This is a genomic window from Vibrio sp. 9-16B-A1 (assembly GCF_056726165.1).
The window spans coordinates 285,492-311,716 of the sequence record NZ_JBSDZD010000004.1; the positions used below are offsets into that span (position 1 = coordinate 285,492).

Annotated in this window: 26 protein-coding genes; 15 read left to right on the forward strand and 11 right to left on the reverse strand. The window is 52.3% G+C overall.

Features of this window, described 5'->3' with window-relative positions:
- Positions 1–8 precede the first annotated feature (8 nt).
- Entirely contained in the window at positions 9–914 is a 906-nt protein-coding gene (locus ACVB80_RS09200; protein ID WP_481080980.1) for a LysR family transcriptional regulator, read from the reverse strand.
- A gap of 197 nt (positions 915–1,111) precedes the next feature.
- On the opposite strand from ACVB80_RS09200, the gene accD reads away from it, so the two are divergent.
- Entirely contained in the window at positions 1,112–1,972 is an 861-nt protein-coding gene (gene accD, locus ACVB80_RS09205) for an acetyl-CoA carboxylase, carboxyltransferase subunit beta (RefSeq protein WP_481080981.1), read from the forward strand.
- A 132-nt stretch (positions 1,973–2,104) separates the two neighbouring features.
- Positions 2,105–2,485 carry a VOC family protein gene (locus tag ACVB80_RS09210; RefSeq protein WP_481080982.1) on the forward strand — a complete coding sequence of 127 codons (381 nt, stop codon included), beginning with the start codon at positions 2,105–2,107 and terminating at the stop codon, positions 2,483–2,485.
- Between the two features lie 65 nt (positions 2,486–2,550).
- Here ACVB80_RS09210 and tyrS read toward each other — a convergent pair whose 3' ends face one another.
- Both tyrS and ACVB80_RS09220 read right to left on the reverse strand, forming a co-directional pair.
- Entirely contained in the window at positions 2,551–3,834 is a 1,284-nt protein-coding gene (gene tyrS, locus ACVB80_RS09215) for a tyrosine--tRNA ligase (RefSeq protein ID WP_481080983.1), read from the reverse strand.
- Between the two features lie 77 nt (positions 3,835–3,911).
- Positions 3,912–4,721 (reverse strand): response regulator transcription factor, encoded by an 810-nt coding sequence (locus tag ACVB80_RS09220; RefSeq protein ID WP_481080984.1) that lies wholly within the window; start codon positions 4,719–4,721, stop codon positions 3,912–3,914.
- A gap of 247 nt (positions 4,722–4,968) precedes the next feature.
- On the opposite strand from ACVB80_RS09220, the gene ACVB80_RS09225 reads away from it, so the two are divergent.
- The gene (locus tag ACVB80_RS09225) at positions 4,969–5,145 is read left to right on the forward strand and encodes a hypothetical protein (RefSeq protein WP_481080985.1); all 177 of its coding nucleotides are present in this window, start codon (positions 4,969–4,971) and stop codon (positions 5,143–5,145) included.
- Between the two features lie 69 nt (positions 5,146–5,214).
- On the opposite strand, the gene ACVB80_RS09230 is transcribed toward ACVB80_RS09225, so the two are convergent.
- The 4 genes from ACVB80_RS09230 to ACVB80_RS09245 form a co-directional block, all read right to left on the reverse strand.
- A complete protein-coding gene (locus ACVB80_RS09230; protein WP_481080986.1) occupies positions 5,215–6,249 on the reverse strand; it encodes an SGNH/GDSL hydrolase family protein in 1,035 nt (344 codons plus the stop codon).
- A gap of 263 nt (positions 6,250–6,512) precedes the next feature.
- Entirely contained in the window at positions 6,513–7,217 is a 705-nt protein-coding gene (locus ACVB80_RS09235; RefSeq protein WP_481080987.1) for a hypothetical protein, read from the reverse strand.
- Between the two features lie 46 nt (positions 7,218–7,263).
- Entirely contained in the window at positions 7,264–7,977 is a 714-nt protein-coding gene (locus ACVB80_RS09240) for a type 1 glutamine amidotransferase (protein WP_481080988.1), read from the reverse strand.
- 27 nt (positions 7,978–8,004) lie between these two features.
- Entirely contained in the window at positions 8,005–8,613 is a 609-nt protein-coding gene (locus tag ACVB80_RS09245) for a cob(I)yrinic acid a,c-diamide adenosyltransferase (protein ID WP_481080989.1), read from the reverse strand.
- A gap of 176 nt (positions 8,614–8,789) precedes the next feature.
- On the opposite strand from ACVB80_RS09245, the gene ACVB80_RS09250 reads away from it, so the two are divergent.
- The 3 genes from ACVB80_RS09250 to ACVB80_RS09260 all read left to right on the forward strand — a co-directional run bounded on the left by ACVB80_RS09250 (position 8,790) and on the right by ACVB80_RS09260 (position 11,112).
- Positions 8,790–9,389 carry a sugar O-acetyltransferase gene (locus ACVB80_RS09250; RefSeq protein WP_481080990.1) on the forward strand — a complete coding sequence of 200 codons (600 nt, stop codon included), beginning with the start codon at positions 8,790–8,792 and terminating at the stop codon, positions 9,387–9,389.
- A gap of 141 nt (positions 9,390–9,530) precedes the next feature.
- Positions 9,531–9,818, forward strand: a complete 288-nt coding sequence (locus tag ACVB80_RS09255) for a helix-turn-helix domain-containing protein (RefSeq protein WP_481080991.1) — start codon at positions 9,531–9,533, stop codon at positions 9,816–9,818.
- Positions 9,805–11,112 (forward strand): HipA domain-containing protein, encoded by a 1,308-nt coding sequence (locus tag ACVB80_RS09260; RefSeq protein WP_481080992.1) that lies wholly within the window; start codon positions 9,805–9,807, stop codon positions 11,110–11,112. Before ACVB80_RS09255 ends, ACVB80_RS09260 begins: the two co-directional genes overlap by 14 nt.
- A gap of 26 nt (positions 11,113–11,138) precedes the next feature.
- Here the strand turns inward: ACVB80_RS09260 and ACVB80_RS09265 are convergent, their stop codons facing one another.
- Positions 11,139–12,029: a LysR family transcriptional regulator gene (locus ACVB80_RS09265; protein WP_481080993.1), complete on the reverse strand. Its 891-nt coding sequence runs from the start codon at positions 12,027–12,029 to the stop codon at positions 11,139–11,141.
- A 306-nt stretch (positions 12,030–12,335) separates the two neighbouring features.
- The gene (locus ACVB80_RS09270) at positions 12,336–12,818 is read right to left on the reverse strand and encodes an Lrp/AsnC family transcriptional regulator (RefSeq protein ID WP_481080994.1); all 483 of its coding nucleotides are present in this window, start codon (positions 12,816–12,818) and stop codon (positions 12,336–12,338) included.
- A gap of 120 nt (positions 12,819–12,938) precedes the next feature.
- Here ACVB80_RS09270 and ACVB80_RS09275 point away from each other — a divergent pair, with 120 nt between their 5' ends.
- Both ACVB80_RS09275 and ACVB80_RS09280 read left to right on the forward strand, forming a co-directional pair.
- The gene (locus ACVB80_RS09275; protein WP_481080995.1) at positions 12,939–13,544 is read left to right on the forward strand and encodes a LysE family translocator; all 606 of its coding nucleotides are present in this window, start codon (positions 12,939–12,941) and stop codon (positions 13,542–13,544) included.
- Positions 13,545–13,719: 175 nt separating this feature from the next.
- On the forward strand, positions 13,720–13,890 hold the full coding sequence (locus ACVB80_RS09280) for a hypothetical protein (protein WP_481080996.1): 171 nt from the start codon (positions 13,720–13,722) through the stop codon (positions 13,888–13,890).
- 106 nt (positions 13,891–13,996) lie between these two features.
- Here the strand turns inward: ACVB80_RS09280 and ACVB80_RS09285 are convergent, their stop codons facing one another.
- Positions 13,997–14,200, reverse strand: coding sequence for a hypothetical protein (locus ACVB80_RS09285; protein ID WP_481080997.1), 204 nt, complete (start codon positions 14,198–14,200; stop codon positions 13,997–13,999).
- A 348-nt stretch (positions 14,201–14,548) separates the two neighbouring features.
- Here ACVB80_RS09285 and ACVB80_RS09290 point away from each other — a divergent pair, with 348 nt between their 5' ends.
- From ACVB80_RS09290 to speB, 3 genes are all read left to right on the forward strand, one after another.
- Complete coding sequence (locus ACVB80_RS09290) at positions 14,549–16,150, forward strand: long-chain fatty acid--CoA ligase (protein WP_481080998.1); 1,602 nt, start codon at positions 14,549–14,551, stop codon at positions 16,148–16,150.
- A gap of 237 nt (positions 16,151–16,387) precedes the next feature.
- The gene (gene speA / locus ACVB80_RS09295; protein ID WP_481080999.1) at positions 16,388–18,310 is read left to right on the forward strand and encodes an arginine decarboxylase; all 1,923 of its coding nucleotides are present in this window, start codon (positions 16,388–16,390) and stop codon (positions 18,308–18,310) included.
- Positions 18,311–19,249, forward strand: coding sequence for an agmatinase (gene speB, locus ACVB80_RS09300; RefSeq protein WP_481081000.1), 939 nt, complete (start codon positions 18,311–18,313; stop codon positions 19,247–19,249).
- Between the two features lie 288 nt (positions 19,250–19,537).
- Here the strand turns inward: speB and ACVB80_RS09305 are convergent, their stop codons facing one another.
- Positions 19,538–20,947 (reverse strand): anion permease, encoded by a 1,410-nt coding sequence (locus ACVB80_RS09305; protein ID WP_481081001.1) that lies wholly within the window; start codon positions 20,945–20,947, stop codon positions 19,538–19,540.
- A gap of 291 nt (positions 20,948–21,238) precedes the next feature.
- Between ACVB80_RS09305 and ACVB80_RS09310 the strand changes: the two genes are divergently transcribed.
- The 4 genes from ACVB80_RS09310 to ACVB80_RS09325 all read left to right on the forward strand — a co-directional run bounded on the left by ACVB80_RS09310 (position 21,239) and on the right by ACVB80_RS09325 (position 26,206).
- Entirely contained in the window at positions 21,239–22,804 is a 1,566-nt protein-coding gene (locus ACVB80_RS09310; RefSeq protein WP_481081002.1) for an ATP-binding protein, read from the forward strand.
- Positions 22,801–23,490 carry a response regulator gene (locus tag ACVB80_RS09315; protein WP_481081003.1) on the forward strand — a complete coding sequence of 230 codons (690 nt, stop codon included), beginning with the start codon at positions 22,801–22,803 and terminating at the stop codon, positions 23,488–23,490. The genes ACVB80_RS09310 and ACVB80_RS09315 overlap by 4 nt, the downstream gene beginning before the upstream one ends.
- Before the next feature lie 127 nt (positions 23,491–23,617).
- The gene (gene dbpA, locus ACVB80_RS09320; RefSeq protein ID WP_481081004.1) at positions 23,618–24,997 is read left to right on the forward strand and encodes an ATP-dependent RNA helicase DbpA; all 1,380 of its coding nucleotides are present in this window, start codon (positions 23,618–23,620) and stop codon (positions 24,995–24,997) included.
- Positions 24,998–25,312: 315 nt separating this feature from the next.
- On the forward strand, positions 25,313–26,206 hold the full coding sequence (locus ACVB80_RS09325; RefSeq protein ID WP_481081005.1) for an acyltransferase: 894 nt from the start codon (positions 25,313–25,315) through the stop codon (positions 26,204–26,206).
- The last annotated feature ends 19 nt before the right edge of the window (positions 26,207–26,225 follow it).

The following is a 26,225-nucleotide window of genomic DNA, read 5'->3' on the forward strand; positions in this document are numbered from 1 at the left end:
TCTGGCACTTAGTATTTAGTACTTCTGCTTTTCCAGCCCCGCAAGTGTTCAACAAACATCGAGGTTTTCTTAGCCAGGTGTTTGTTTGAAGAACAGAATGCATACAGAACCAGGTCTTCCGGCTCGTGTTCCAGCTTCACTACTTTCAGCTTTCCGGTGCGTACCTCATCTTTGCAGGATTCGACCGGCAGTATGGCAAATCCAAGTCCTGCCAGTGCAGCTGATCTTGCGAGGTTTCCGCTGTTGACCCGAAATGAAGAGTGTACTTTTTGGGTAATCACCCCGCTCCCGGAGTTTCTGAATATCCATGGAGCACCACCGAGTACAGTTAAGCTGGTGATGCACGGTACACGGCTTAGATCGGCGATACGACAAGGTGTTTCACAAGACTGAATAAGCTCTGGTGAGGCGACGACAACACTTGGAAAACGCATTATCTCCGCTGCAATCCAGTTGCTGTCAGCCAGTTGCCCGCGATGGAAACTCAGGATCACATCGAATCTGTCCAGCAGATCTTCTTTGGGATTTAAGCCCGTATCGCAGCACAGGGAAATCGATGTGTGTTGCCGGCAAAATGAAACGACGGCGTCGGCGAGCGACGGGCTGTCAGGCATCAGTACTCTGAGTTGCCCTGTTGCTTCATTTGAGTGTCGGGTGACTTCTTTAAGGGCGTCATCAAGTTGCCCCAGCAGCGGCTGGGTCGATGAGTAGAGCAGCTCGCCTGCTTCTGTCGGTGCTATGCGGCGTGTCGTCCTTTCAAACAGCCTCGTGCTGAGGTTCTCTTCCAGCAAAGCAATATGCCGGCTGACGTTGGAAGTCGGCAGGTCCAGGAACTCTGCTGCTCTCTTAAAACTGTTGTTCTCAAAGACACAGTGAAAGCTTCTCAGCCACTGCTGTTCGATCTTCTCTGACATATTCGATTATCCAATTTGGTTGGATTGTTAAACCCGTTTTCGACACTTTATCGTCGCGCCGCAGCTCATACAATGTTTGTTTAAGAAAGAGTTTCTGTATGTGCAGAGTCTGCCGGGTACCTGAAGATTATCCCTTGTGTGATAACAGTTCCCCTGCGTGCAGACTCTTTGTAATGAAGAAGACTGGTAAGAGTGTTATGAGTTGGCTGGAAAAAATACTGGATACCCGGAATATCATCAGAACCCGAAGAAGTGAGATACCTGAGGGAGTATGGACCAGGTGTCCTTCGTGCGGGCAGGTACTCTATCGCGCAGCTTTGGAGGACAATCTGGAGGTTTGCCTTAAGTGCGATTACCACATGAGAATGCCAGCCCGGCGCAGACTGGAGACATTTCTCGATGCCGGAGAACGGGTTGAAATCGGAGCTGAGCTTGAACCCCGGGATGCGCTGGGTTTCAGGGATATCAGGCGTTACCGGGAGCGACTGGCTGTTGCTCAGAAAAACACGGGAGAAAAGGATGCCCTGGTTGCAATGAAAGGAGAGCTGCAGGGATTACCTGTTGTTGCCTGTGCATTTGAGTTTTCGTTTATGGCGGGGTCAATGGGCTCGGTTGTGGGGGCCCGTTTTGTTCAGGCGGCCGAGGCAGCAGTTGAAGCAAATTGTGGCCTGGTTTGCTTTACCGCCAGCGGTGGAGCACGGATGCAGGAGTCTTTGATGTCACTGATGCAGATGTCTAAAACCAGTGCGGCTTTGAAGCGTTTGTCAGATAACGGGCTGCCATATATCTCAGTATTTACCAACCCGACCCTGGGCGGTGTATCGGCGAGCCTGGGCATGCTGGGGGACATCAATATTGCTGAACCGGATGCGATTATCGGTTTTGCCGGCCGCAGGGTTATCGAGCAGACGGTACGTGAACACCTGCCGGATGGTTTTCAGAAGAGCGAGTTTCTGCTGGAGAAAGGGGCCATCGATATGATTGTCGGGCGGGGGGAGATGCGTAAGCGGGTTGGGGGACTTATGGCTAAGCTGACTAATCAGCCTCATCCTGTTTAATACTTGTTTTTGCACTGACATACCAGTGACTCAAAAATGAGAGCTATTGATATTAAGGGGTGGGACAAGTGGCAGTACGCCATGAGTACACTAGCTTTAGAAAGACACTCACACCCAAAGTAAGGAGGCGGTATGCAATTGAATCCGGTTGGATGGTTTGAGATCTATGTTGACGATATGGCGCGTGCCAGGGCTTTTTATGAGACGGTACTGGCAGTCTCTCTGGAACAGCTGAACGTTGAGGCTGATATGAACATTGAGATGTGGGCCTTCCCGTCTTCCATGGAAAACTATGGCGCATCGGGCGCGCTGGCGAAAATGGAGGGTGTCCCGGCGGGTGGCAACAGTGTGATGGTTTACTTCTCCTGTGAAGACTGCGCAACAGAGCAATCCCGGGTGGAGGCCGCTGGCGGTAAAGTGGTACAGCCTAAGTTTTCTATCGGTGAGCATGGATTTATCTCCATTGCGGCAGACAGCGAGGGCAATATGATAGGCCTTCACTCCATGGCCTAACCGATGCTCCCGGGATTGCCCGGGGGCTGTTGAAGATAAGTAAACGAGGGAAAGTCCTCTTAAGGTTAACCCACCTTAAGAGGACCAGTATTCTGCGCAGCAATCCGTTTGACCAGACAGAAGTGCTTTTTACCCCGCTGCAGCAGCCAGTACCGGTCGAACAGTGGAAAGCCCATTGCCTGATTTTCTGATTCAGCTTTTTCTCCGTTGATGCTGATGGCGTTATTACCAATCAGCTCACGGGCGATACGTCTGGAGTTTGCCAGACCCGATTCTGTTAACAGCTCCACCAGGTCCTGGTGAGTGCTGTGGATGCCGGGCAGCCCGTCCAGCTCAAGTTGCTGAAGCTCGTTCAGACTTAGTTGCTGTACGTTGCCATTAAACAGGGCCTTTGTTATCCGCTCTGCACTTGCCAGCCCCTCATCTCCATGAATAAAGCGCGTCATGTGCCCGGCCAGGATGCGCTGCGCCTGAGGCCTGCCGTTGCCAGCCTTGTCCTGTTCTTCAATTCTGGCAATGTCATCACAGCTCAGGAATGTGTAGTAACGTAAGAAGTTGTACACATCCGCATCTTCCGAAGAGAGCCAGAACTGGTAGAAAGCGTAGGGTGACGTTTTATCCGGGTCCAGCCATATTGCGCCACCTTCAGTTTTACCGAACTTGGTGCCATCGGATTTGGTGATCAATGGTAGTGTAAGGCCAAATACCTGCTCACCATTTTGACGACGGGTCAGGTCGATACCACTGAGGATATTACCCCACTGGTCATTCCCGCCGATTTGCAGGCGACAGCCGTACCGGCGATTCAGCTCAGCAAAGTCGTACGATTGCAGCAGCGCGTAGCTGAACTCAGTGAACGAGATACCCTGCTCCGGGCGTTGCAGGCGTTGCCTGACCGATTCCCTGCCTATCATGGCATTGACTGAAAAGTGCTTGCCGACATCTCGGAAGAAGTCGATCACGTTGATCTGTTTTACCCAGTCAGCGTTGTTCACCGTGATCATGGGTTGGGTGAGCTGCCTTTCCATCACATGCCGGATTTGGGCTGAGAGCGCTTTAACCCAGCCGGTAACGGTTTCTTCTGAGTTCAGACTTCGCTCGGCAGCTTTAAAACTCGGGTCTCCAATCATTCCCGTTGCACCGCCGATCAGGGCGATGGCCTGGTGGCCGGCATCCTGAAAGCGCTTGAGCATGATAAGGGGCACAAGGTGGCCGATATGCAGGCTGCCTGCGGTTGGATCGAATCCGCAGTACAGCGTTTGAGGTTCTGCCAGCAGTTGTTGGAGCCGGGCTAAATCACTCGCCTGGGCAATCAAACCGCGGGCCTGTAAATCTTCAATCAGTGTCATTATCTTGTCTGTGTTCGTTGCTTTGTGTTCAGACTAAGGGGCGACACAGGCTTTCGGTATATCCCTAAAGGGATGGTTTACTGTCTTGACCGGGTGATAAGGTGGTTGAGAAAAAGTTGAAACAGCTCACTCAGTGACGCGACGTTAAGCTGGGCGTAAATACGTTTCCGGTGGTTTTTTACCGTGCCTTCTGTTACTTCAAGTTGTTTGGCAATCTCTTTGGTGTCAAAGCCCTGCGCGATCAGAGAGGCGACTTCCTGCTCCCGCCTGGTTAGCAGCTCCTTGCCAAAAGAAGTCAGTGCAAGCCCGATCTCTTTGCGCATTTGCCCCGAACAATCTTCCGGGCTGAGTGGCGGCTCGGAAAGGGTGAATGTAGTCCGATTCCAGTGCTGTTGACACAGGGACTGGATCACGGGGAAACAGGATTTGAGCCTGTTGATTTGTGGCCTGGTAAAGCGTTTTTTTGGCTGCATATAGCCGAAATAGAGCATAACCCAGCGGTCCTGCTCAATCTCAATTAACATGCTCAGTTCATCTTTCCAGCCTGTCTGGTGGTAGAACTGCCGGCAATAAGTTTTGTACTCAAGATCCTGGCGTACTACATCCTTCAGGGTAAAAATACCCTGCTGTTTACTGGTACTGAGCTTCTGGTAGAAAGGGTCATTTTGAAATGATGTTGTCAGGTAGCGCTGGAACAGCAGCTCGCGCTCGTTCTCAATGGAGTCGTAAAGATAGATAGGGTGCTTCCCCTCGCGATAGCCGAGAATGACCGCGCAGTCGAAATCCAGAACGGAACTGATCACACCTATCAGTTTTGGCGTGAAACCAGGTGTGTTAAGGGCGGAAATGGCTTCTGCCAGCTGTAAATTGAAAGCATCGTTTGGCATTTGTTTTGTCTCTGGGCAAAGCTGCCTGCAAGCATAGCGTAAACGGTCCGTTTGTCGCCAGATGTGTCCCTTAAGCAAAGCGAACAGGAGCAGGTCTTTTGTTTTGCCTTTGCCTTAAGTGTTTGTATAAAAGTAATGTTGCCCGGACCAGGCCCCGGTTATTCCAGAAATGAGAACCCTGAACACCATATCACAAACTCAGCCGGGCCATTCTTTTCAGTGAGTTATCAAAGATACTATCACTGATATGGGCCGGGAAGTTCGGGTTGAGGCAGCTTCTTACCTGCTTAGTGGCTGCTGCCCTGAGTTTGGGTTGTGCCGGTATGGTAAGCATATTGAGAAGCTCTCTATCGGTCAGCATGGATTTATCTCCATCGCGGCTGACAGTGAGGGCTGCATGAGTGGTCTTCACTCAATGGTTTAACGGATGCCTCTGGTTTTCAGGGGGATGAAATAAAAAGGTCTGGCAAATTGCCAGACCTTGTTGAGAGTGTTACAGCACCATACAGCAGTTCACTGTATCCGCCACGTGTTTGGCGAACAGTTTGTGCATGTTGGTGGTTGGGTGAATGCCATCCCAGTACATGTAATTAGCCGGATTGGCGGTGATCTCTCCGGTTTCGGTCTGGTAAGAGGCATCGGTCACGTTGGTGATTTTAATATTCAGACCTTTGTCTTCATACAGACCGTATTTATTTACGTTGTTTATTACCTTGTTATAAAATGCCCAGGAGTCGATATAAATAATACGCACGCCAGGGTTGGTGTTGCTCAGTTCATTTACCTGCTCTTCAAGTCTTGAATTAAAGCTGGTAATAAATGCTTCAGCTTTTTCTTTTTCACCGGCAAACCAGGGCGCTTCAGAAAAGTCCGGGATATTACCCACTACAATGGTTTTCGCCTCGTTTTTAATAAGCGTGTTGATGTCCGCGATGGCAAAGTCTGCGGCCTGCTTACCTGTTTGCCCCAGATCGCCGTAGAGGGTGTACCACATGTTGTTGGTGCCGATCATGTAGGTCACCAGGGTTTTCTTTTCAAACTGCCCTTTTGCTTCGATGCGGTTTGCTATCTGAGTGGCCGTATTCGGGAAGATGTCTCCTCCCGATACTGAGGTAACTTTTTCGCCTTTACTCAGGTTGTCGAAATGTCCGGCCATCGCCATTGCGCCACCTACAGCCCAGTTGTTACCGGCTTTTGAGTGGGATTCGACGCGATAAAGGTGCTTTTGCTTCTCTCGTTCCACTTCCACGCAGGTGTTGATTTCAGCCCTGGCAGGCTTTGAAGAAGGCAGGGACAGCATGTTGGCCAGATGCTCAGTCCAGACCTGACCGTTACTTGCGCGGCCAGTCATGTTAGGTCTTGTGGCGGCGGTGATGACTGCGCCGTTGGTCGCGGTGTTCATTGCATGGGAGATGGCATGCTTGTTTCCGCAATCAGACAGGCTGTCACCAAAGCTGGATATGTCAGTAAATGTTTGTGCGAATGAACTTATGGGTAATATAAGTGACAACAATGCAATATTTTTCATTTGGTTATCTTGTTTTGATAGTTATTGGTGTTTGGGGTGGTGGATAATATAGGAGGTGGGTCAGGTTGTCTTTTTAAATTCTAGTGGTTGGATGTGCGGGGAATATATATCGTAATTCATAATATAAAATATACGATTGCATGACCTCTTTTATAACATGAGCGTAATTTTGATTATTATAAGTTTCTTTTTTACAGTTTAGATATCATGACGATGCATGGGTATTACTTCCATGTGCCCGGTAAAAGTTCGGGCACATGCTTTTATGTCTGGTTTGTTAGCATAAAGGCTATAATTGCTTCCCGAAGCGCTTTTATTTCTTCCCTGAGCTCCCTGCTATTGGGGGTTCTGGTCATCAGCAGTGTCACCGAGACCTGCTCCAGATAGTTTTCCAGCAACGCAAGATGGGCGAGTTCCTGATAGCTTTTCAGCAGAGCCGGATAAGCATCTGTCAGTGCCCCGGAAAGCTCCGCATCGCCAGCAACTGATATGTAGTAGTCATTGAGAGCTTTAAAATAGAGATGTTCGGGGAAGCTGCAGCACTTCGTGCCATGATCCCAGTAGCGAATCTCAACGGCGCCCTCGCGGACGACGTTTTCCTCATTCACTTCCTGTTTGAATTCTTCCAGGTACTCACGTGGGTACCAGTGTTCTGGCGGTTTTTCACCTGGGAAGCGGAGCCGGTAGCTGTCTTCTTTGTTTACCAGACCGCGCCGGTTGAGAGCCGACTCCAGCAGTTGCTCATCACTGAAAGTCGTATTCTTAAAAAACTGCTCACAAATCCCGACCCATTCCTGATAGCTGCAGCCCGGAAAACAGTGACGATCTGGCGTGCGGCCGGTTTTCAGCATCATGCGCATCTCTTCCACTCTTTTGAGCTCACCGGAGTGGCGGGCGTGATTGTATATCTCGCCTTCGATTTTCCCCATCAGGGCGTCGGCCTGTTCAAACAGTAATTTGATGTCCATTGTGATCCCGCTGTTTCGATATATCGTTACCGCTAACCGCTAACCGCTAACCGTTTTTATTTACCAGAGCCAGCCAGTTTTCTGCCAGGGAATGACAGAGTTCAGCCTGGGCTGAAAACTGTTCTTCACTGGTATCGAGCATTGCGTCTGTCATCCATTGCTTACTTTCATCCATATCGGCGCTGAGACCATCCACCCACCCCTGAACAATTTCAGTGTTTACCTCCGGGTGGAACTGGACGGCGTAGCTGGTCTTACCGACCCGGTATGCCTGATTTTTACACTGTAAACTGCCCGCCAGCAGGGTGGCGTTTTCCGGCAGAAAGAGGGTGTCCTGATGCATCTCATACATCTGGTAGCGGACAGGGAGTGAGGAAAACACCGGATCGTTATCCGCTTCGCTTGTGCGTTCCAGTTCGGTAAAGGCGATTTCCCAGCCGTCATTGGAGCGGTAGGGGCTGCCCATGGCCCTTGCCAGCAGTTGTGAGCCGAGGCAGATACCAAACAGGGGCTTTTGCTGTTGATGGAAGTTTTGGATCAGGGCGACCACATCCGGCAGGAAAGGGGAGTTCTCATCGTCATAAGCGCTGGTGCGCCCGCCGAGGATCACCGCGCCATCAAACCGGCTGGTATCCAGTCCGTCCAGTTCATTGTTCCACGCCTGAATGGTGGTGAGTGACGCGCCAAGCTTCTCCAGTGACTTTCCAAAATCACCTGCCGGGGCGAACTCGTCGTTCTGAAGGATTAGTATCCGGGCCATGTCTGTGTTCTCCTGATTTTTTGCCTGTCAGAACTCTATGCCTTTTCGGGCCTTAAGGCCACTTTCCAGGCCATGTTTTATGTTATCTACCCGGGAAACGGTATCGGCGTACTCGCGCAGTTTGCGGTGGGCGGCGCGGCCGGTCAGGATCAGTGACTGATTTTCAGGGCGGGCTTTAAACGCTGCGATCATCTCATCCACATCCAGGTGTTTGCGCGCCAGGGTATAAGTCACCTCATCGAGCAGCAGCAGGTCAATCTCCGGGTCGCTGAGCAGTGGCAGGGTTTGCTTCCATACTTCTCTGGCGCGCTGACGTTCGTATTCTGCACAGTAACCCTCTTTAAACGAACAACCGGTATTCATGGTGATCACCGGTACACCAAGTTGCTCAAGCAGGTTCCGTTCGCCACTCTCCGCGTCGCCTTTCAGAAACTGCACCACCGCACAGCGCTGCCCGTGACCGAGTGCGCGAAAAACCATGCCGAACCCTGAGCTGGTTTTTCCCTTGCCGTTGCCGGTTAACACCAGCACCCGGTGTCTGTCTTCTGTCGCCAGGTCAGACTTCTGGTGGACTTTGGTTTTGATCGCTTTATGGCGCGCTGTCTGGGCGCCGAGTTTGGTTTTTTCGCTGAGCATAGGACCTGGTTAAGGTTTGACTTTAAATTGGTTAACTAAGATACCCGTATGTCAGCGTATAGGCCAGCACTGAACCTGCCGGAAAAATGAGAACCGGGCCGGTAAATTACATTTCGGGTTTCATGGTGTTCAGAAAATCATTTTAACCTGACTGCACATTTGTGAGTGGGGTGTGTATGAGCCAGAAACTGTCAGATTTTTCCGTATTACTGCCAATCGATCAGGAGTTGTTTGAGTTCCTGGATGAGCTGAGAGAGAAGCTGTATGACTTTAACCACGCCCGGCCGAAAGAAAAGGAGCTCAGAGAGGATCTGCTTAAATCTATTCTGGGCAGCTGTGACGGGGTAAATATTCTGCCGCCGTTTCACTGCGATCTGGGCAGGAACATTCATTTTAAACGCGGTGGTTTTCTTAATACCGGAGTGACCATTTTAGATATCGCGCCGGTGACGATTGGTGATTATGTTCAGATAGGCCCCAACGCAGTACTGGCGACGGCCGGGCATCCCCTTGACCTGGCTGAGCGGGTAAAGCCAATGGCGTGTGGAGACCCGATCACTATTGGGGATAATGTCTGGATTGGTGCCGGGGCGGTTGTACTCGGCGGCGTATCCATCGGCGACCGCAGCGTGATTGGTGCGGGCAGTGTGGTGACCAAAGATATCCCCGCTGACAGCGTGGCGGTGGGGAATCCCTGTCGGGTAATCAAAAGCATAGAGCACAGCCCAATGCCTTCTGATGAGCAGCTTGAAGCAATGTGGAAGGGGCTGATGTGAGAATCAAAAGTGTACGATGGTGCACTTTCATCTCTGATTCTGACTAATTTCACCAAAAGTGTAGTAATGTACACTTTTGGTTGGAAATTGTTCAGTTATGACCTAAAGTGTAAGAGTGTACACTTTTAAGCAGAAAGCAATATGACCCAGGGATCGTCAGGCTCAGCGCTGTGTGAAGCTGCTGATGCACAAACCATCGGTGAGTGTGTTAAACGGCGTCGCCGGGAATCAGGTATGACTCAGGAAGTCGCAGCGGCATTGTGCGGTGTGTCGAAGAAGACCCTGATCAAAATAGAAAAGGGGGGGGATGTCTACTTTTCCACCCTGCTGCAGGTGACCCACTCCCTTGGTATTGAGTTGCACATTATCACTAAGGGAAGTCCGGTGCAGCAAAGCGGTCCTGGAGAGGTGGACGATGACTGGTTCTGATATCCATTCACTGGAGATGCGCCTGCGTGACCGGCTGGTGGGCCATCTTAATTTCAACTCTTCCAGTGAGGCTTTCAGCCTCGATTACAGTGAAGACTGGCAGCAACACGGCTTTGCTCTGGCCCCCACACTGCCGCTGGACGGCTCTGCCAGCAGCGCCCATATCTCCGCCTTTCTCAGTAACCTTCTTCCTGAAAATCAGGGTCTTGAACATCTTATCGAGTATCTGTCCGTTTCGCGGGGCAACACCTTTGCCCTGATCCGGGGGATTGGTATGGATACTACCGGCGCGGTCAGCTTTATTATGCCGGGTACACAGATGCCGGAAACCCGGTTTATCCCCATCACAGAGAGCGAAATGCTGAAGAGGCTCGATGAGCCGGATGTGTGGGCACTGGAAGTGTGGGACGACAAACCCAGGCTCTCGGTGGCCGGGGTGCAGTCCAAGCTGAATCTGTTTATGCGCGGTGGTGAGTACGGGTTTGGTGAAGGTGAGCTCAGCTCGACCCATATCATCAAGTTTGAAAAGCACCACCTGAAGCACCTGGTGCTCAATGAGTTTCTCACCATGCGTCTTGCCAAAGCCGCCGGATTTGATGTGGCTGAAGTGGAGATGATGTGGATCGGTGATCACCGTTCTCTGGTGGTTGAGCGCTTTGACCGCCGTTATGAGCACAGCAATAACCGGGTGTTGAGACGCCACAAGATAGACTCCTGCCAGGCGCTGGGCTTTTCGGTAAACAAGAAGTACGAGCGCAACTTTGGTGATGGCCGGGACGTGGCCCATATCCGGGAGGGGGTGAGTTTTACCCGCCTGTTTGGTCTGGCTGAGCTGTGCGTGAACCCGGCTCAGGCGCGGCTGAACATGCTGCAGTGGGCGCTGTATAACCTGGTCACCAGTAACTTTGATGCCCACGGTAAGAACTACAGTTTCTTCGTTTCCCGTCAGGGGCTCTCTCCCACGCCCTGGTACGATCTGGTCAACGTGGGTATGTTCCCCCAGTTCTCCCAGAGTATGGCGATGGCGTTTGGCGATGAGTTTGAGCCGGTGGATGTTCACGCATACCAGCTTCTTGAGTTTGCCGATGAGTGCGGCCTGCCCAAACGCCTGCTTAAGCAGACGCTGGAGAAAGTATGTGAGTCTGTACTGACGGGGCTGGAAGGGCTGACAGTACAGGTAACCGATGCTGACAAGGAAGAGCGCCGCTACATGCGCCGCTACACACTCAAAGTTTCTGAACGTTGCGGCTACTTTCTGAGGCAGGCTGAGATCTTGCCTGAACTCGAGCTTTAGCTCAGGCCGGTTTGGCTCAGCTTTCTTCAGGCCAGATAGCTTTTAGCTTCATGTTCCAGTGCGCTTAGCGCAAAATCCACTTCATCACAGGTGCCATCCGCGACACCGAACAACAACTCGACGCCTTTGGTATAAGGTTGTGGTGCGTCTGAGATATGGAGTTGTTTCAGACGTCCGGCCTCGGCCCACGGTTTGGCAACATGGTCTGAAAGCGCTATCCATCCGCCATTACCAAGCAGCTTCATTGCCAGCACCAGGCTGCCGGTTTTCTCTGTGACGTTTGAGATCCGAAAATCTCCCAGATCCCCTTTTTCCACAGACTGAAGTTCCAGTTGAGGGTGTAGCCGAAGTTCATCAGCAGAGACGGACTCCCGGTCTGCCAGCGGGCTGTTGCGGTGGACATAACCACTCAGGGTCAGGCTGCCTATGTGTCTGGAAGCGACTTTGGTCCGGGCTTGAGGTGTGTTTTCAGCAGCCATCACGGCTATATGACAGAGTCCGTCTTCAATGGCGCTGACGGCTTTAATCCGGGTGGAACGAATGCAGTTTACCGCAATACTGGGATAGCGGGTTTTTACTGACTGGATGGCATCCGCCAGCATGGCAGAAGGGATAAGCGGGTCGTAGAGCAGTTCCAGGGTTGTAAGCGGATTATCAAACAGCGACATGGCGGCCAGCTCAAAATCCTGTGCCTGCCTGCTGAGGCTGGCTGCACGGCTGATCAGTTTGTGAGCCGCGTCGGTCGGTCTGGCGCTGCGCCCTTCAATCTGAAACAGCTCAGTTCCCAGAGTCTCTTCCAGTGTGAGCAGGTGTTCACGTATGGTACTGCGCTCTTTTCCGGCGATGCGTGCCGCTGCGCTGTAGGAACCGTTCTGGTAAACCAGTACAAATGAGAGGATCTGTTCGATGGAAATCATATAACACACCCTGCAAAGTCAATCAGTTACTCTTAAGAAGGTAGCTTAAAAACAGCCAGTTTTCTGCCCGGCCGCTCCCGTGGTGATCTCAGTCTGGTATACGTTAAAAGTACTTTCATTCAGGCGTAAACAAGTTATAACACAAGTTATCCACTGAAATTGTGGGTAACTTGGATAAGTGTATAAAACTGCGGGAGTTAACCGGGCGTGAACTCATATCAGGGCAAAGCGCCGGCTTCACGGGCTGGTGCCCTGTTTTTTGGCTTTATCCGCCAGCAAGAGTTATTGCTGGCCGAACAAACGGTATCAATCCAAAGGAAGCTTAAAAGTACTTTTGATCTCTTTCACAGAGACGTTCGACTGGATAGAGCTGACCCCTTTCACTCGCCTTATTGAACTGATGCACTCAAAGTATTCATCCAGATCCCTGGATACGACCTGAACGATGTAGTCAGCTCCCCCGGCAATACAGTGACACATCACTATCCAGTCGGATTCGGCGACAAAGTCTTCAAATGGCTGTGTGTTCTCAACCTCATGGCTGCCGAGCGTAACCATAGTAAAGCCGGATACCTGATAACCTAATTTCTTACGGCTCAGCTTTGCTGCATATCCTTCGATATAGCCCTCTTCTTCCATTTTCTTCCAGCGCCGCCAGCAGGGTGTTTCACTCAGGTTTACCTGCTCTGCCAGTTTGCTGTTACTCATGCGCCCGTTATTCTGGATACGCCTGAGAATGGCTAAATCAGTATCATCCAGCAGGTGGTTAGTGGATTCTTTCTTTTTCATGTTGTTATTGGAAATAGTCTGCTCAAATTGATTTGAATCTTAACCCATATAGCAATTTTATTCCTGCCCGGTTCGATAGACTGATCCCATCTCAAAACAATAACCAGAAGGAACAAACCAGTGAGCGCACAACTGATGACCGCTTTTTTTCTTTTCGCAGTATCAATCTCGATCGTCCCGGGGGCCGGTAACATCGCTTTGTTAGGGCTGTCCAGCCGTTATGGCTTTACCGCAACACTGCCTTTTGTATTTGGCTGCACCCTGGGTGTCATTATCCTGCTGGTCGGGGCCAGTATCGGGCTGGTGGGACTGTTTGGTATCTATCCTGAGCTTTACACCATTCTCAAATGGGCTGGTGCCGGTTACCTGCTCTATATGGCGTGGGGTATTGCAACCACCAGGTTAGAAGCGGACAGCGGGGCGAAAAAGTCCGGTTTTTCATCTGGCGTGCTGGTTCAGATCCTCAACCCGAAGAGCTGGGTTGCCTCACTGACGGTGTTTTCTCAGTTCATCTCACCAGAAGGCGATTATCTGACTCAGGCAGTGATCATTATCTGCGGTATGGTAGCCACAGGGGTAACCGGAATGCTGGTCTGGGCCTACTTCGGCACACTGCTGAATCAGTTGATTCAGTCACCGGGAAAGCTGGCATTCGTTAACCGTTTTTTTGGAGGAAGTCTGGCTTTGGTTGCGTTGTATGTTGTTTGTCAGCCTGGGGTTGGGTGAGTAGTTTGAGGACAGCTTTTGGCGAACAACCAAACCCGGAGCGCAACAAGTCCCTCGGGTTGATGCAAATTGAACGCACCTTAACTATCGGTAAAATAGATATTAACTAACTACAAGCTATCTGAAAAACTGATAATAATGAGCTGCGTTAATTAATCAGCCAAAGGGCTAAACTATGAAAACTGAATCTGATCAAACTGTCAGTGAAACCCAGAAGCAGCTTGCAGAACTGAGAGCTCGCCTGCAGCAAAATCAACAAACTATGAAAAAGAATGAGCTGGCAGGGAGCTCGACGGAGTTCATGTCAATGATGATTAAAAGTACAGGTACATTTGAGAAAGAGTAGCGGGCGGGCAACAGTAAAAAGGCCGGACACCATCTGGTGAGCGGCCTTTTTTGCATTTGTGTGTTGCTCAGGAATCGACGATTTTCGGGGGCCTGATGCTATCCTGCTAAGTGTTGCTCAGTGTACTTTTTAGCAGCTGCTTTGTCACTTCAACTGCTTCTGCCATACCTGCATCAGCTAAAGCGAGTCCGAGCGCTACTGCGGCAGCTATGAGCAGGAGCTGAGTTCCCAGATCGAGCCTGAAACGGTTTCTGAAATTTGTATCATTTACCTGCTCCATACTCTTATGCAGTTGATAGTCATATCTCATCGTATATTTATCCGGTGTTTCATAGTTAGCTCGAATGATAACCGATTTAGCTCACGGACGCTTTTGAGCGATTGGTGATTTATTGGGCTTTCTCAAAACTGATACAACCCGGTGGGTGCAGGTGCTTCGGTGAATGGAGGGGCGGGTTTTGACATTTGCCAGGCTAACCTCCGGGCACTGAGTATATCGTCTTGTTTCTTAAAATCTTTAAGCGCTTAACACTTAAGCCCCAACCTGATTGCCGTCCACTCAGGAATATATCACCCTGAAGCGATTAAAGTTCGTGAAACTCAGCGGGCTTAATGACTTACAAAATCCACCAATACAGAAAGATAACGAAGACCCCACATGATCCAATACGTTAACGACCCGTCCAACTATCAGCTGCTGATAAAAAACCTGCTGTTTTCACCGGTTGCTTTTAACCCGAAACAGGAGATTGTCTACGCCAACCATCGCCGCCACAGTTATGAGACTTTTCATAATCGGGTGAAGCAGTTCGCCAACGCCCTGACCCGAATGGGCGTCAAAAAAGGCGATACGGTAGCGGTGATGGATTACGACTCGCACCGCTATCTGGAGTGCTACTTTGCCATTCCGATGATTGGTGCCAAGCTGCACATGATCAATGTCCGACTCTCTCCGGAGCAGATCCTCTATACCATTGACCACGCGGAAGACGACATCCTGCTTATTCATGAGGAGTTTCTGCCGATTCTGGATCAGATCAAAGGCCGGATTGATACCGTCAGCCGCTATGTGGTTCTGCGTGACGAGGGGGAGTGTGAGTACGAGCAACTGCTGGAGCAGGAAGAAGCAGAGTTTGATTTTCCTGACTTTGATGAAAACACGGTGGCGACCACCTTCTACACCACAGGTACTACCGGCATGCCTAAAGGGGTGTTCTTCACCCATCGCCAGCTGGTGTTGCACACGTTGAGTATACTCAGCTCACTCGGAACAAACCCTGTACAGGGGAGGCTGCACCGGGGCGATGTCTATATGCCGATCACGCCGATGTTCCACGTGCATGCCTGGGGGCTGCCGTATATGGCGACCATGCTGGGCGTGAAGCAGGTCTATCCGGGTAAGTACATTCCTGATGTTTTGCTGGGCCTGATAGAAAAAGAGAAGGTGACGTTCTCACACTGCGTTCCAACGATTTTGCACCTGCTGTTGAGCTCTCCCAAATCTCAGTCTGTCGATTTCTCTGACTGGAAAGTAGTGATTGGTGGCGCTGCGCTGCCTAAGGCGCTGTGTAAAGCGGCGCTGGAGCGAAATATCGATGTGTTTGCCGGTTACGGAATGAGTGAGACCGGGCCGATTCTTTCAATTGTACAGCTCGATCAGGAGCACCTGGATCTGGATATTGACGAGCAGGCCGAGTATCGCTCCAAGACGGGTAAAAAAGTCGCAATGGTCGAAGCCCATATCGTGGATGAAGAGATGGAGAAGCTCGAACACAACGGTGAAACCAGTGGTGAAATTGTGGTACGGGCGCCGTGGCTGACGCCGAACTACTATAAAGACAACAAGAATTCCAAAGCGTTGTGGCGCGGTGGTTTCCTGCATACCGGGGATGTGGCTACTGTTGACGGCGAGGGATTCTTTAAGATTACTGACCGGGTTAAGGATATGATCAAAATTTCCGGTGAATGGGTCAGTTCGCTGGAGCTGGAAGATATTCTTCATCAGCATTCAGCGGTTTCTGAAGTGGCCGTCATAGGCATGCCTCATGACAAGTGGGGAGAAGTTCCCCTGGCGCTGGTGACCCTCAAAAAAGACGTTCAGGTGACAGAGAAGGAACTTCTGAACTTCGCAAAAGACTTTATTACCAAAGGTATTCTCGCCAGGGAAGCTCTGCTGCTGAAAGTGAAGTTTACTGACAGCATTGCCAAAACCAGCGTTGGTAAAGTCGATAAAAAAGAGCTTCGCAGGCTGCATCTGTAACCAGCGGTCTCTGTTTATTTACCCCGGAAGCCCCGTTGTATATGCTGCTTTTAACCAGCTGCGCAGCGGTCGGCTTCCGGGCTTTACGCCCGTCTTTTTTCCATCACCAAAGCTAATCCTGTCGACAAAAATATATTGTTAGACGCCTTTCTGTTTTTGCCCGTTAATACGCCCCATCAACCGGGGCAGCATTTCTGAATTTTATCTCTGCTGCCTGATATTTAACTCAGATAAACAGTGAGAAATGATGTGGAACAACAAACTAAGCTAGACCGCGTTCGCGCTGACTATAACGTGCATTACTGGAGCCAGGGCTTCTACGGGATAGACAATCAGGGTGAGGTGTATGTATCGCCGCGAAGCGATAACGCCTTTGCCACGCCGCTCAGTTCGGTGGTGGGCAAACTTGAGCAGCGCGGACTGAATTTACCGGTACTGGTGCGTTTTCCACAGATCCTGCATCAGCGGGTAAATAACATTTGCCAGGCATTTAACCAGGCGATTGACGAATACGGCTACGACAACAACTACCTGCTGGTTTACCCGATCAAAGTGAACCAGCAGAAAGAAGTGGTGGATGAGATCCTGGCAAGCCAGGCGAAGTCTGAAACCAAACAGCTCGGCCTGGAAGCGGGCAGCAAGCCAGAGCTTCTGGCGGTGCTGGCTCTGGCGCAGCAGGCGAGTTCGGTGATTGTCTGTAATGGCTATAAAGATCGTGAGTACATCCGTCTGGCGCTGATCGGCGAGAAGTTGGGTCATAAAGTCTTTATTGTGCTGGAGAAGCTTTCTGAGCTGGATCTGGTGCTGAGTGAAGCGAAAAGCCTGGGCGTGACTCCGCGACTTGGCCTGCGCATTCGTCTTGCGTCTCAGGGCGCAGGCAAGTGGCAGGCGAGCGGTGGTGAGAAGTCCAAGTTTGGTCTGTCGGCCTCTCAGGTACTGACCGTGATGTCGCGCCTGAAAGAGCTCAGCATGCTGGATTGCCTGCAGCTGGTGCATTTCCACCTCGGTTCTCAGATGGCCAACATCCGCGATGTACGTAAAGGGGTTAACGAAGCGGCGCGTTTTTACTGCGAGCTGCGCGACCTTGGTGCCGGCATTGAGTTTCTGGATGTGGGCGGTGGCCTGGCGGTGGACTACGACGGTACCCGCAGTCAGTCGTCCAACTCGATGAACTACGGCCTGGCTGAGTACGCGCGCAATATCGTCAGTACAGTGGGGGACGTGTGCCAGGAGTATCGTCAGCCGATGCCGGTGATCATCTCCGAGTCCGGCCGCTCCCTGACTGCACATCACGCGGTACTGATCACCAATGTGATCGGCACCGAGGCGTACTATCCGGAGGCGGTCACTGAGCCGGAGCAGGATGGCCCGGTATTGCTGCAAAACATGTGGCGCAGCTGGGAGAGTCTGTGTGAAGGCTCGGATGCAAGGGCGCTGATTGAGATTTACAACGATACCCAGGCCGATCTGGCAGAGGCGCACAGCCTGTTTACTACCGGTGTTCTTAACCTTGAGCACAGGGCGTGGGCAGAGCAGCTGTCGCTGCGGATTTACCACGAGCTGGCGGCGCAGATGAACAACCGCAACCGCTTCCATCGTCCGATCCTGGATGAGCTGAGCGAGCGCCTGGCAGACAAGTTCTTTGTGAACTTCTCCCTGTTCCAGTCGCTGCCGGATGCGTGGGGCATTGACCAGGTATTCCCTGTGCTGCCGCTTTCCGGCTTAGGTCAGGCGGAAGACCGCCGCGCAGTGATGCTCGACATTACCTGCGACTCAGATGGGGCGATTGAGCAGTACGTGGAAGGTCAGGGCATTGAGTCCACTCTGCCGGTACCGGCGTGGAGCAAAGATCAGCCGTACCTGATGGGCTTTTTCCTGGTCGGTGCGTACCAGGAGATCCTGGGTGACATGCATAACCTGTTTGGTGACACCCACAGCGCGGTAGTCAATATCGGCGACCAGGGCGAAGTGGAGGTGGTTAACGTGAACGAGGGCGACAGCGTGGAAGACATGATGCGTTACGTTCATATCGATGTGGATGCGATCCGCAGCAATTACCGTCAGCTGGTCACTGAGCGTGTCGCGCCGCAGGAGCAGGATGGGGTAATGAGCGAGCTTGAACAGGGCCTGCGTGGTTACACCTACCTGGAGGATTTTTAAGTGAAAGATGTGTTCAGCAAAACTGATTACTCGCTGTACTCAAACGCGATGACCTTTGTCCGTCGTCCATATATCCGCAACCCACTCGGCAGCGATGCCGATGTGGTGGTACTGGGCGCGCCACTGGATATGGCCACTTCTGGCCGTCCGGGCGCGCGTCTGGGCCCGGACGCGATTCGCCGTGCTTCGGTGAATCTCGCGTGGGAGGGAAAGAAGTTCCCCTGGAGCTTTAACCTGTTTGAGAAAACCAGGGTTGTGGATGCGGGCGACCTGGTATTTGACTGTGGCGATGCCGGGGACTTTACCCGGCGCATGGAGCTGGCAGCAGAGCAGATTATTGCCGACGGCAAAGCCCTGCTGACTCTGGGCGGGGATCATTTCGTGACTCTGCCGGTGCTGCGCGCGCACGCCAAAAAGTACGGTGAGATGGCGCTGATCCACTTTGATGCTCATACCGACACCTACGACAACGGCAGTGAGTACGACCACGGCACCATGTTCTATCATGCGCCGAAAGAGGGACTGATCTCTGCAGAGCACTCAGTGCAGATCGGTATCCGCACTGAGTATGAACAGCAGAGCCACGGTTTTAACGTGATTAATGCCATGCAGGCCAATGATATGAGCGCTGCAGAGATCGCGGCTGAAATTCGCCGTGTCATCGGGGATAAGCCAGCTTACCTGACGGTGGATATTGACTGCCTGGACCCGGCGTTTGCCCCGGGGACCGGCACGCCGGTTTGTGGCGGGATCACCTCAGACAAACTGCTGAAAGTCATCCGCGCTCTGGAAGGGATTAACCTGGTGGGCATGGACGTGGTGGAAGTCGCGCCGGCTTATGACCAGAGTGATATCACCGCACTGGCCGGAGCTACGGTAGCGCTGGAGATGCTGTATGTCTGGAGTGCATCGCACTCCGGAAACGGCGGCCAGGATTGATATGCGGTGGCGGGAATTCCAGGCCTTTTCATCCATCTGGCTGAATGAGCGGGGCAGGGAATCTGATATGGCTCGCTAATTCACTGGTGATGGATTTTATAAATTACATTCCGGCGGGATGTTGACCGGGCTTTCGCGGCCCGGGTTTGTTCCGGGCGGGATAAAAAGTGATAGTGGTCTGGCGTATCCGGGGGTACGCGAGGCGGTGTGGAGCGCTTGCCTGCACCGGGCAAAGCCGTCACGTTATGTGACGGCTTTTGTCGTTATACAAAGGAGCGGTTATCCCTGTTACCACATCCCCAGCAGTTTCCACCAGGCGCCGCCAACGAAGATAAAGATTGGGATCACCACCAGGGTGAACACAAAGCCTATCTTCCACCACTGTTTGAGCGGCATGAAGCCGGCACCAAACAGGATTGGCGCAGGGCCGGAGGAGTAGTGGGTGGTGGACATATACAGGTTAGAGAACATGCCCAGTACAATTGCGGCCAGCAGCGGCGGAGCGCCGGCACCGATGGCAATCGCCAGGAAGGCAGAGTACATGGCGCTGATGTGGGCCATGGCACTGGCCATCAGGTAGTGACTGTAGAAATACACGAGCAGCAATATCACCAGGGTGGCAACCCAGCCGTAACCGGCCATGGAGGCACCGACCATATCACCGAACCAGCCGATAAAGCCCAGCTTGTTCAGCTGTCCGGCCATCATCACCAGCACCGCGAACCAGACTATGGTATGCCAGGCTTCTTTCTCTTTGAGCACGTCATCCCACTTGATAGTGTGGGTTACCAGCAGGAACACCAGGCCAGCCAGCGCAGTCACGGTTGAGTGCAGCGACAGGGTTGGGCCCAGTACCCACAGGGTGACCATGCCCACAAAGGTACCCGCGATCATCCACTCCGCGCGGGTCATCGCCCCCATGCTTTTCAGCTCTTTACGGGCCAGTTCGCGCATCTCCGGGGTCTTTTTCAGCTCCGGCGGGAAGAATTTGTACATCACCAGCGGGATAAGCCCCAGACACAGCAGGCCGGGAACGATAGCGGCCAGTGCCCACGCACCCCAGGTAATTTCCACGCCCTGCTCGGCTGCGAAGTTCGCTGCCAGCGGGTTACCGGCCATGGAGGTCAGGAACATGGCACAGGTGATGGCGTTACACTGGAAGATACACTGCACCAGGAAAGCGCCGATCTTGTTCTCGGTGCCTTTGTCCGGTGAAGAGTTATAGGCATCCGCTACCGAACGAAACAGGGGCGAGATGATCCCGCCGCATCGCGCTGTGGTACTTGGAGTGGCCGGGGCGAACAGCAGGTCGGTCAGCACCAGGCCGTAAGCCAGTCCCAGCGAGTTGTGGCCCAGTTTGCTGATGAACAGGTAACCCACCCGGCGGCCAAAGCCGGTCTGAATAAAGCCACGTGAGATAAAGAAAGCGGCGGCAATCATCCAGATGGTTGGGTGAGCAAAGCCGGACAGCGCGGTCTTGATCGGCAGCAGCCCGGTCAGGGTGGTGGCACTCAGGCCGATTAGCGCCATTGCGCCCAGTGGCAGTGGTGCCACGATTAGGCCCAGCACGGTCGCGATGAAAATCGTCATCATGTGCCAGGCTTCGATACTCAGCCCTTCCGGCACCGGCATAAACCACAGCACCACACTGAGTAAAACTAACGCCAGTAATCTGGCATTCGGGGACTGGAGCAGCATCGGTTTTCTCCTTAAATTTACCAATCTGATGGTCACGTTAGCGAACGGCAGGGGGAAAAAAGTGCGGCGGATCAGATTTGCATCAGTGGGGCAAAAGTGGCGATGAAAAGTGCAGCCGGGCTAAAAACCGGGTGCAACGGATATTGAGAAAAACATCATTGAGACCCGTAAGCTCCATTTACTCCACCATTTGCACCATAAAAACCAGAGCGTGATCAGGGCTGAGTTTTACCCCGCCTGACGCCCGGCTGTTCAGGCGATGCGGTATCCTGTTTTCAAAGGAGAGAGACAGTGACATTTAACAAGAAAATTCTGCTCAGCCTGCTTGCCGTGCTCCTGCTTCAGGCCGGGGTTTGGTGGCTGACGGTGGTGCCAAAAGCGATGACGATTCTGCGTCAGGAGGTGGCCGCCCGGGCTATGGTTCAGTCGCGCCAGATAGCGGAACTCGATTCGCTCAGGGATGCCGTCAGCCTCGGTGATGTGACGGGGGTTCAGGCGGTAGTCGATGAGCTCTATGCCGTGTCGGACGCCGATTTTATCGTGATTGGTGATCGGCAGGGGATCCGCATGACTCATCCGGTAGCGGAAAGAGTTGGCACGCCGATCATGGGGGGTGACATTGACGATGCCCTTAACCATGGCCGTCACTACCTCTCTGAAGGGACGGGCTCGCTCGGGCGTTCACTGCGCTATATCAGTCCGATTCTGGATGATTCCGGTCAGGTGGTAGGCATGATCAAAGTCGGCTATCTGATCGATACCCTGAGCGAGTGGAAGCGGGTCCACTGGCTGCCCATCCTTATTATCTCCCTCACCACCGTGGTGCTCTCGGCACTGTTTACCTGGTTCATTTCCCGCTGGATCCGCAGTGGTATGCAGGGACTGGAGCCTTCGCAGCTGATACAGAACCTGGAACTCAAGCGGGTGATCCTCAATGCCACTCACGAGGGCGTGCTGGCGCTGGATAATCAAAACCGGGTGATTGAGTGCAATCACAACGCCGCCCGCTGGCTGGGGTTAGTTTCAGAACAGGTGACAGGCAGAACTGTAAGTGACGTTGTAACCTCTGAGGGGTTCTGCGATGCCACCAAACCCAGCGTATCAGACCAGCTGGTGGTACTGGGTGGACGGCCTGTGGTAGCCAGCAGGGTCAGTCTTGCCCGTGAGCAGGGGGGCTGCGTGGTCAGCTTCAGGCTGCGCGATGAGATCAGCATGCTTACTCAGCAGCTCAGCCAGATCCGCCAGCACACCGAAAGCCTGCGGATCATGCGCCATGAATACGCCAACAAGCTGACCACCATCGCAGGACTGATCCAGATGGGCCGCAGCGACCGCGCACTGGCGCTGATTGATGTACAGTCAGATGGTCAGCAGCGTCTTATCGACCAGATCACCAGCCAGTGCCGGCTCGATACCCTGGCCGGTCTGTTGATTGGTAAATGCCATAAAGCCAGTGAGAGGCAGATTGCCTTCTCCCTCTCGCCGGACAGCTATGTGGCCAGCCTGCCGCCCACACTGAGTGAAGAAGCCCTGTGCGCCATCACTGGTAACCTGATCGACAACAGTTTTGCCGCCTGTGAGATGCAAAGCGGAGTAGTGGAGCTGGCGATTAACGACCAGGGGCCGGAGCTGATCGTGGCGGTCAGTGACAATGGCAAAGGGATCCCCCCGGCGCTGCAGCAGAAGATTTTCGACCTGGGCGTCTCCTCCAAACCGGAAGAGGGGCACGGTATTGGCCTGTACCTGGTCAAACGTTACGTGGAGGAAGCCGGTGGTTATATTGAAATTGATTCGGAGCCGGGGATGACCAATATCACCCTGTACATTGCCAAACCAGATGCGGGAGAGCCGGCATGATTAACGTGATGATCGTCGATGATGAAAACAGTATCGCGGATCTGCACAGCCAGTTTGTTTCCGCGCAGGAGGGCTACCGTGTGGTGGGGCTGGCCAACTGCGTCCGTCAGGCCAAAGCCATGCAGCAGATGCTGGAGCCGGATCTGATCCTGCTTGACCATTATCTGCCGGATGGTGATGGTCTTGCGCTGCTCAGTCACTGGAAAGATCAGCCGAATCAGCCTCACGTGGTGTATATCTCGGCGGCCAATGATATGGAAGTGATCCGCCGGGCTCTGATCTTCGGCGTGTTTGATTATCTGATCAAGCCGATGAACTATCATCGTCTCGGTGAAACCCTTGAGCGCTTCAGCGCGTTTTATCAGGTGCTCAGCAGGCAGGGGGAAGTGGCGCAGAGCGAGCTGGATAAAATGCTCTCGGTGCGCGAGCAGCCTGCGGCAACCGGCGGGCAACAGGGTGTCGACCCTTATACCCTTGAGCAGGTGATGAACTGTTTTCGTCACCTTAATGAAGAGCACAGCGCCCAGTCACTGGCGGAAAAGGCCGGGCTGAGCAAGACCACAGCCCGCCGTTATCTGGACCATGCAGTGAGAAAAGGACTGCTGACGGCCTACCTTCAGCATGGCTGCGTTGGCAGGCCGGTCCGGACCTATCACCGGGTTTCCGGTGTGGTGGTATCACCCTGAAGCCGGGGCTGTCCGTTTACAGTGTAAATTTTAACCGGCGCTGATTTCTGCGCTGGTTAAAAAATCGCTGGATTCTTTTTGGCGATCCCCCATAATGCGCGCTCATTTTTGAAAACGGGCAACCACAGTGACTACTGCAAAATTTACCTCCCTGCCACTTAATCCGGCGCTGCTTTCTAACCTTGAGACCATGGGCTTTACTCAGATGACGCCGATTCAGGAGCTGAGTCTGCCGCTGATCCTCAAAGGGCACGATGTGATTGGTCAGGGTAAAACCGGCTCGGGTAAAACCGCCAGCTTTGGTCTGGGTCTTTTGCAGAACCTCAACGTGAAGCGTTTCCGGGTTCAGTCACTGGTGCTGTGTCCGACCCGTGAGCTGGCCGATCAGGTTGCCAAAGAGATCCGTACTCTGGCGCGTGCCATTCACAACATTAAAGTGCTGACCCTGTGCGGCGGTATGCCGATGGGTCCGCAAATCGGCTCTCTTGAGCATGGCGCGCACATTCTGGTAGGTACGCCAGGACGTATTCTGGACCACCTGGAAAAAGGCCGCATCAATCTGGCGGAGCTGAACACCCTGGTACTGGATGAAGCAGACCGTATGCTGGATATGGGCTTTGCTGATGCGCTGGACGCGATCATTGCCGAAGCACCACAGGATCGTCAGACCCTGCTGTTCAGTGCCACTTTCCCGGATCAGATCAAATCGATCGCAAACAAAGTGATGGATAAGCCGCAGATGGTCAAAGTGGAGTCTACCCACGATCACAGCAGCATCCGTCAGTTCTTCTATCAGCTGGAGACCAGTGAAGAGCGTGATAACGCGCTGGAAACCCTGCTGCTTGTGCACAAACCGGCGTCTTCGGTTGTGTTCTGTAACACCAAAAAAGAGGTGCAGAATGTGGCCGATGAGCTGCATCATCGTGGTTTCAGCGTGATTGAGCTGCATGGTGATATGGAGCAGCGTGAACGTGACCAGGCGCTGGTGCAGTTCGCTAACAAGAGTGTCTCCATTCTGGTGGCGACTGACGTGGCGGCGCGTGGTCTGGATATCGACGACCTGGACGCGGTATTTAACTTCCAGGTGTCCCGTGACCCGGAAGTGCACGTTCACCGCATTGGCCGTACCGGCCGCGCCGGTAACAAAGGCCTGGCGTTCAACTTCTTCGCTGAAAAAGAGATGATTAAGATCGCCCGTATCGATGAGTATATGGATATCGAAATCACTCCGGATACCCTGCCGGAGAAACCGGGCTGTGAGCCATTTACTCCGGTGATGCAGACCATCCAGATCGATGGTGGTAAAAAGCAGAAAATCCGCGCCGGTGACATCCTGGGCGCGCTGACCGGTCAGGGCGGCATCGAGGGTAAGCTGGTAGGTAAAATCAACCTGTTTCCGATGCGCTCGTATGTGGCGGTAGACAAGTCTATTGCACGCAAAGCGCTTAAGAAAATTGAAACCGGCAAGATGAAAGGCCGTCAGGTGCGGGCAAGACTGCTGAAGTGATGCGACAGATTAAAGGCCGGGTAACCGGTCTTTTTTTATGTTTGCTATCCAGACACTTATGCTCAATGAAACGAGTGATTAAATAAGTACATATATTTTTTCCGGATTCATATCTGGCATGAACTTTATATATTACTAAACGCTAATTAGTTTCAGGGAACAGAGTAAATCACCTGTAATAATCAAATTCATCTCTCATCTCTATTGCAACCAGGTTTATATTATTTCGTATTTAATTACGCCTGTTTGGACAAAAAAGCAGGAATTATTTTTTAACCATGTATACTGCATTTTTCCCTGTAAGAATTTGTAACAATGCTTGATAACCTTCGTATGGGCGTAAACGTGCTGTTCGTTACGCTTAACACTGCGTGCACTGCGCTGATTGTTTCTTTATTAGCTTTAATCAAGCTGCTCATCCCAACTCAGTGGATGCAAAAAAAACTGACGGTTTTAGCGAACAAGCAATTCTGGTGCTGGGCTAGCCTCAATTTATGGATGCTTAATGCCAACAACAAAATTAAGTGGGAAATTGAAGGTGAAGAGTCACTCTCCCGTGAGCAATGGTATTTGCTGATGTCCAATCATTTGAGTTGGGCTGACATTGTAATTTTATCTTCTGTTTTAAAAGATAAAATTCCGGCGACCAAGTTCTTTCTCAAACACGACCTTCTTTATGTCCCTTTTGTTGGCCTTGCCTGCTGGGGGCTTGATATGCCATTTATGAAGCGCCACTCGCGTGAGTATCTGCTGCGTCACCCTGAGCGCCGGAACGATGACTTTAATGCGATTAAAGCCTCTTGTGAAAAATTCAAACGTGCGCCAACCACTCTGGTTAACTTTGTGGAAGGCACCCGGGCCAACAAAGAGAAACTGGCGGCCGGAAAACAGCGCTACCAGCACCTGTTAAAGCCCAAAACTGGTGGTCTCGCTTTTGCACTCAGCGCTATGGGGGATTTGATGGATGGCATTGTCGATGTCACCCTGGCCTACCCTGAGAATCAGGAGTCACCATTTATCGATATGCTCAAAGGTAACTTAACCAGTGTGGTGGTTCGGGTGAAGCTTCATCCGATCGATGAAAACGTGAATGGTGATTACTTCACTGACAAAGCTTTTAAACGCCGCTTCCACAACTGGCTTAACAGTCAGTGGCAGGAAAAGGATGAGTATCTGGCCAGGGTTTACGAAAAGCACAGCCAGTCTTAAGTGAGATGTAAGAAAAGAG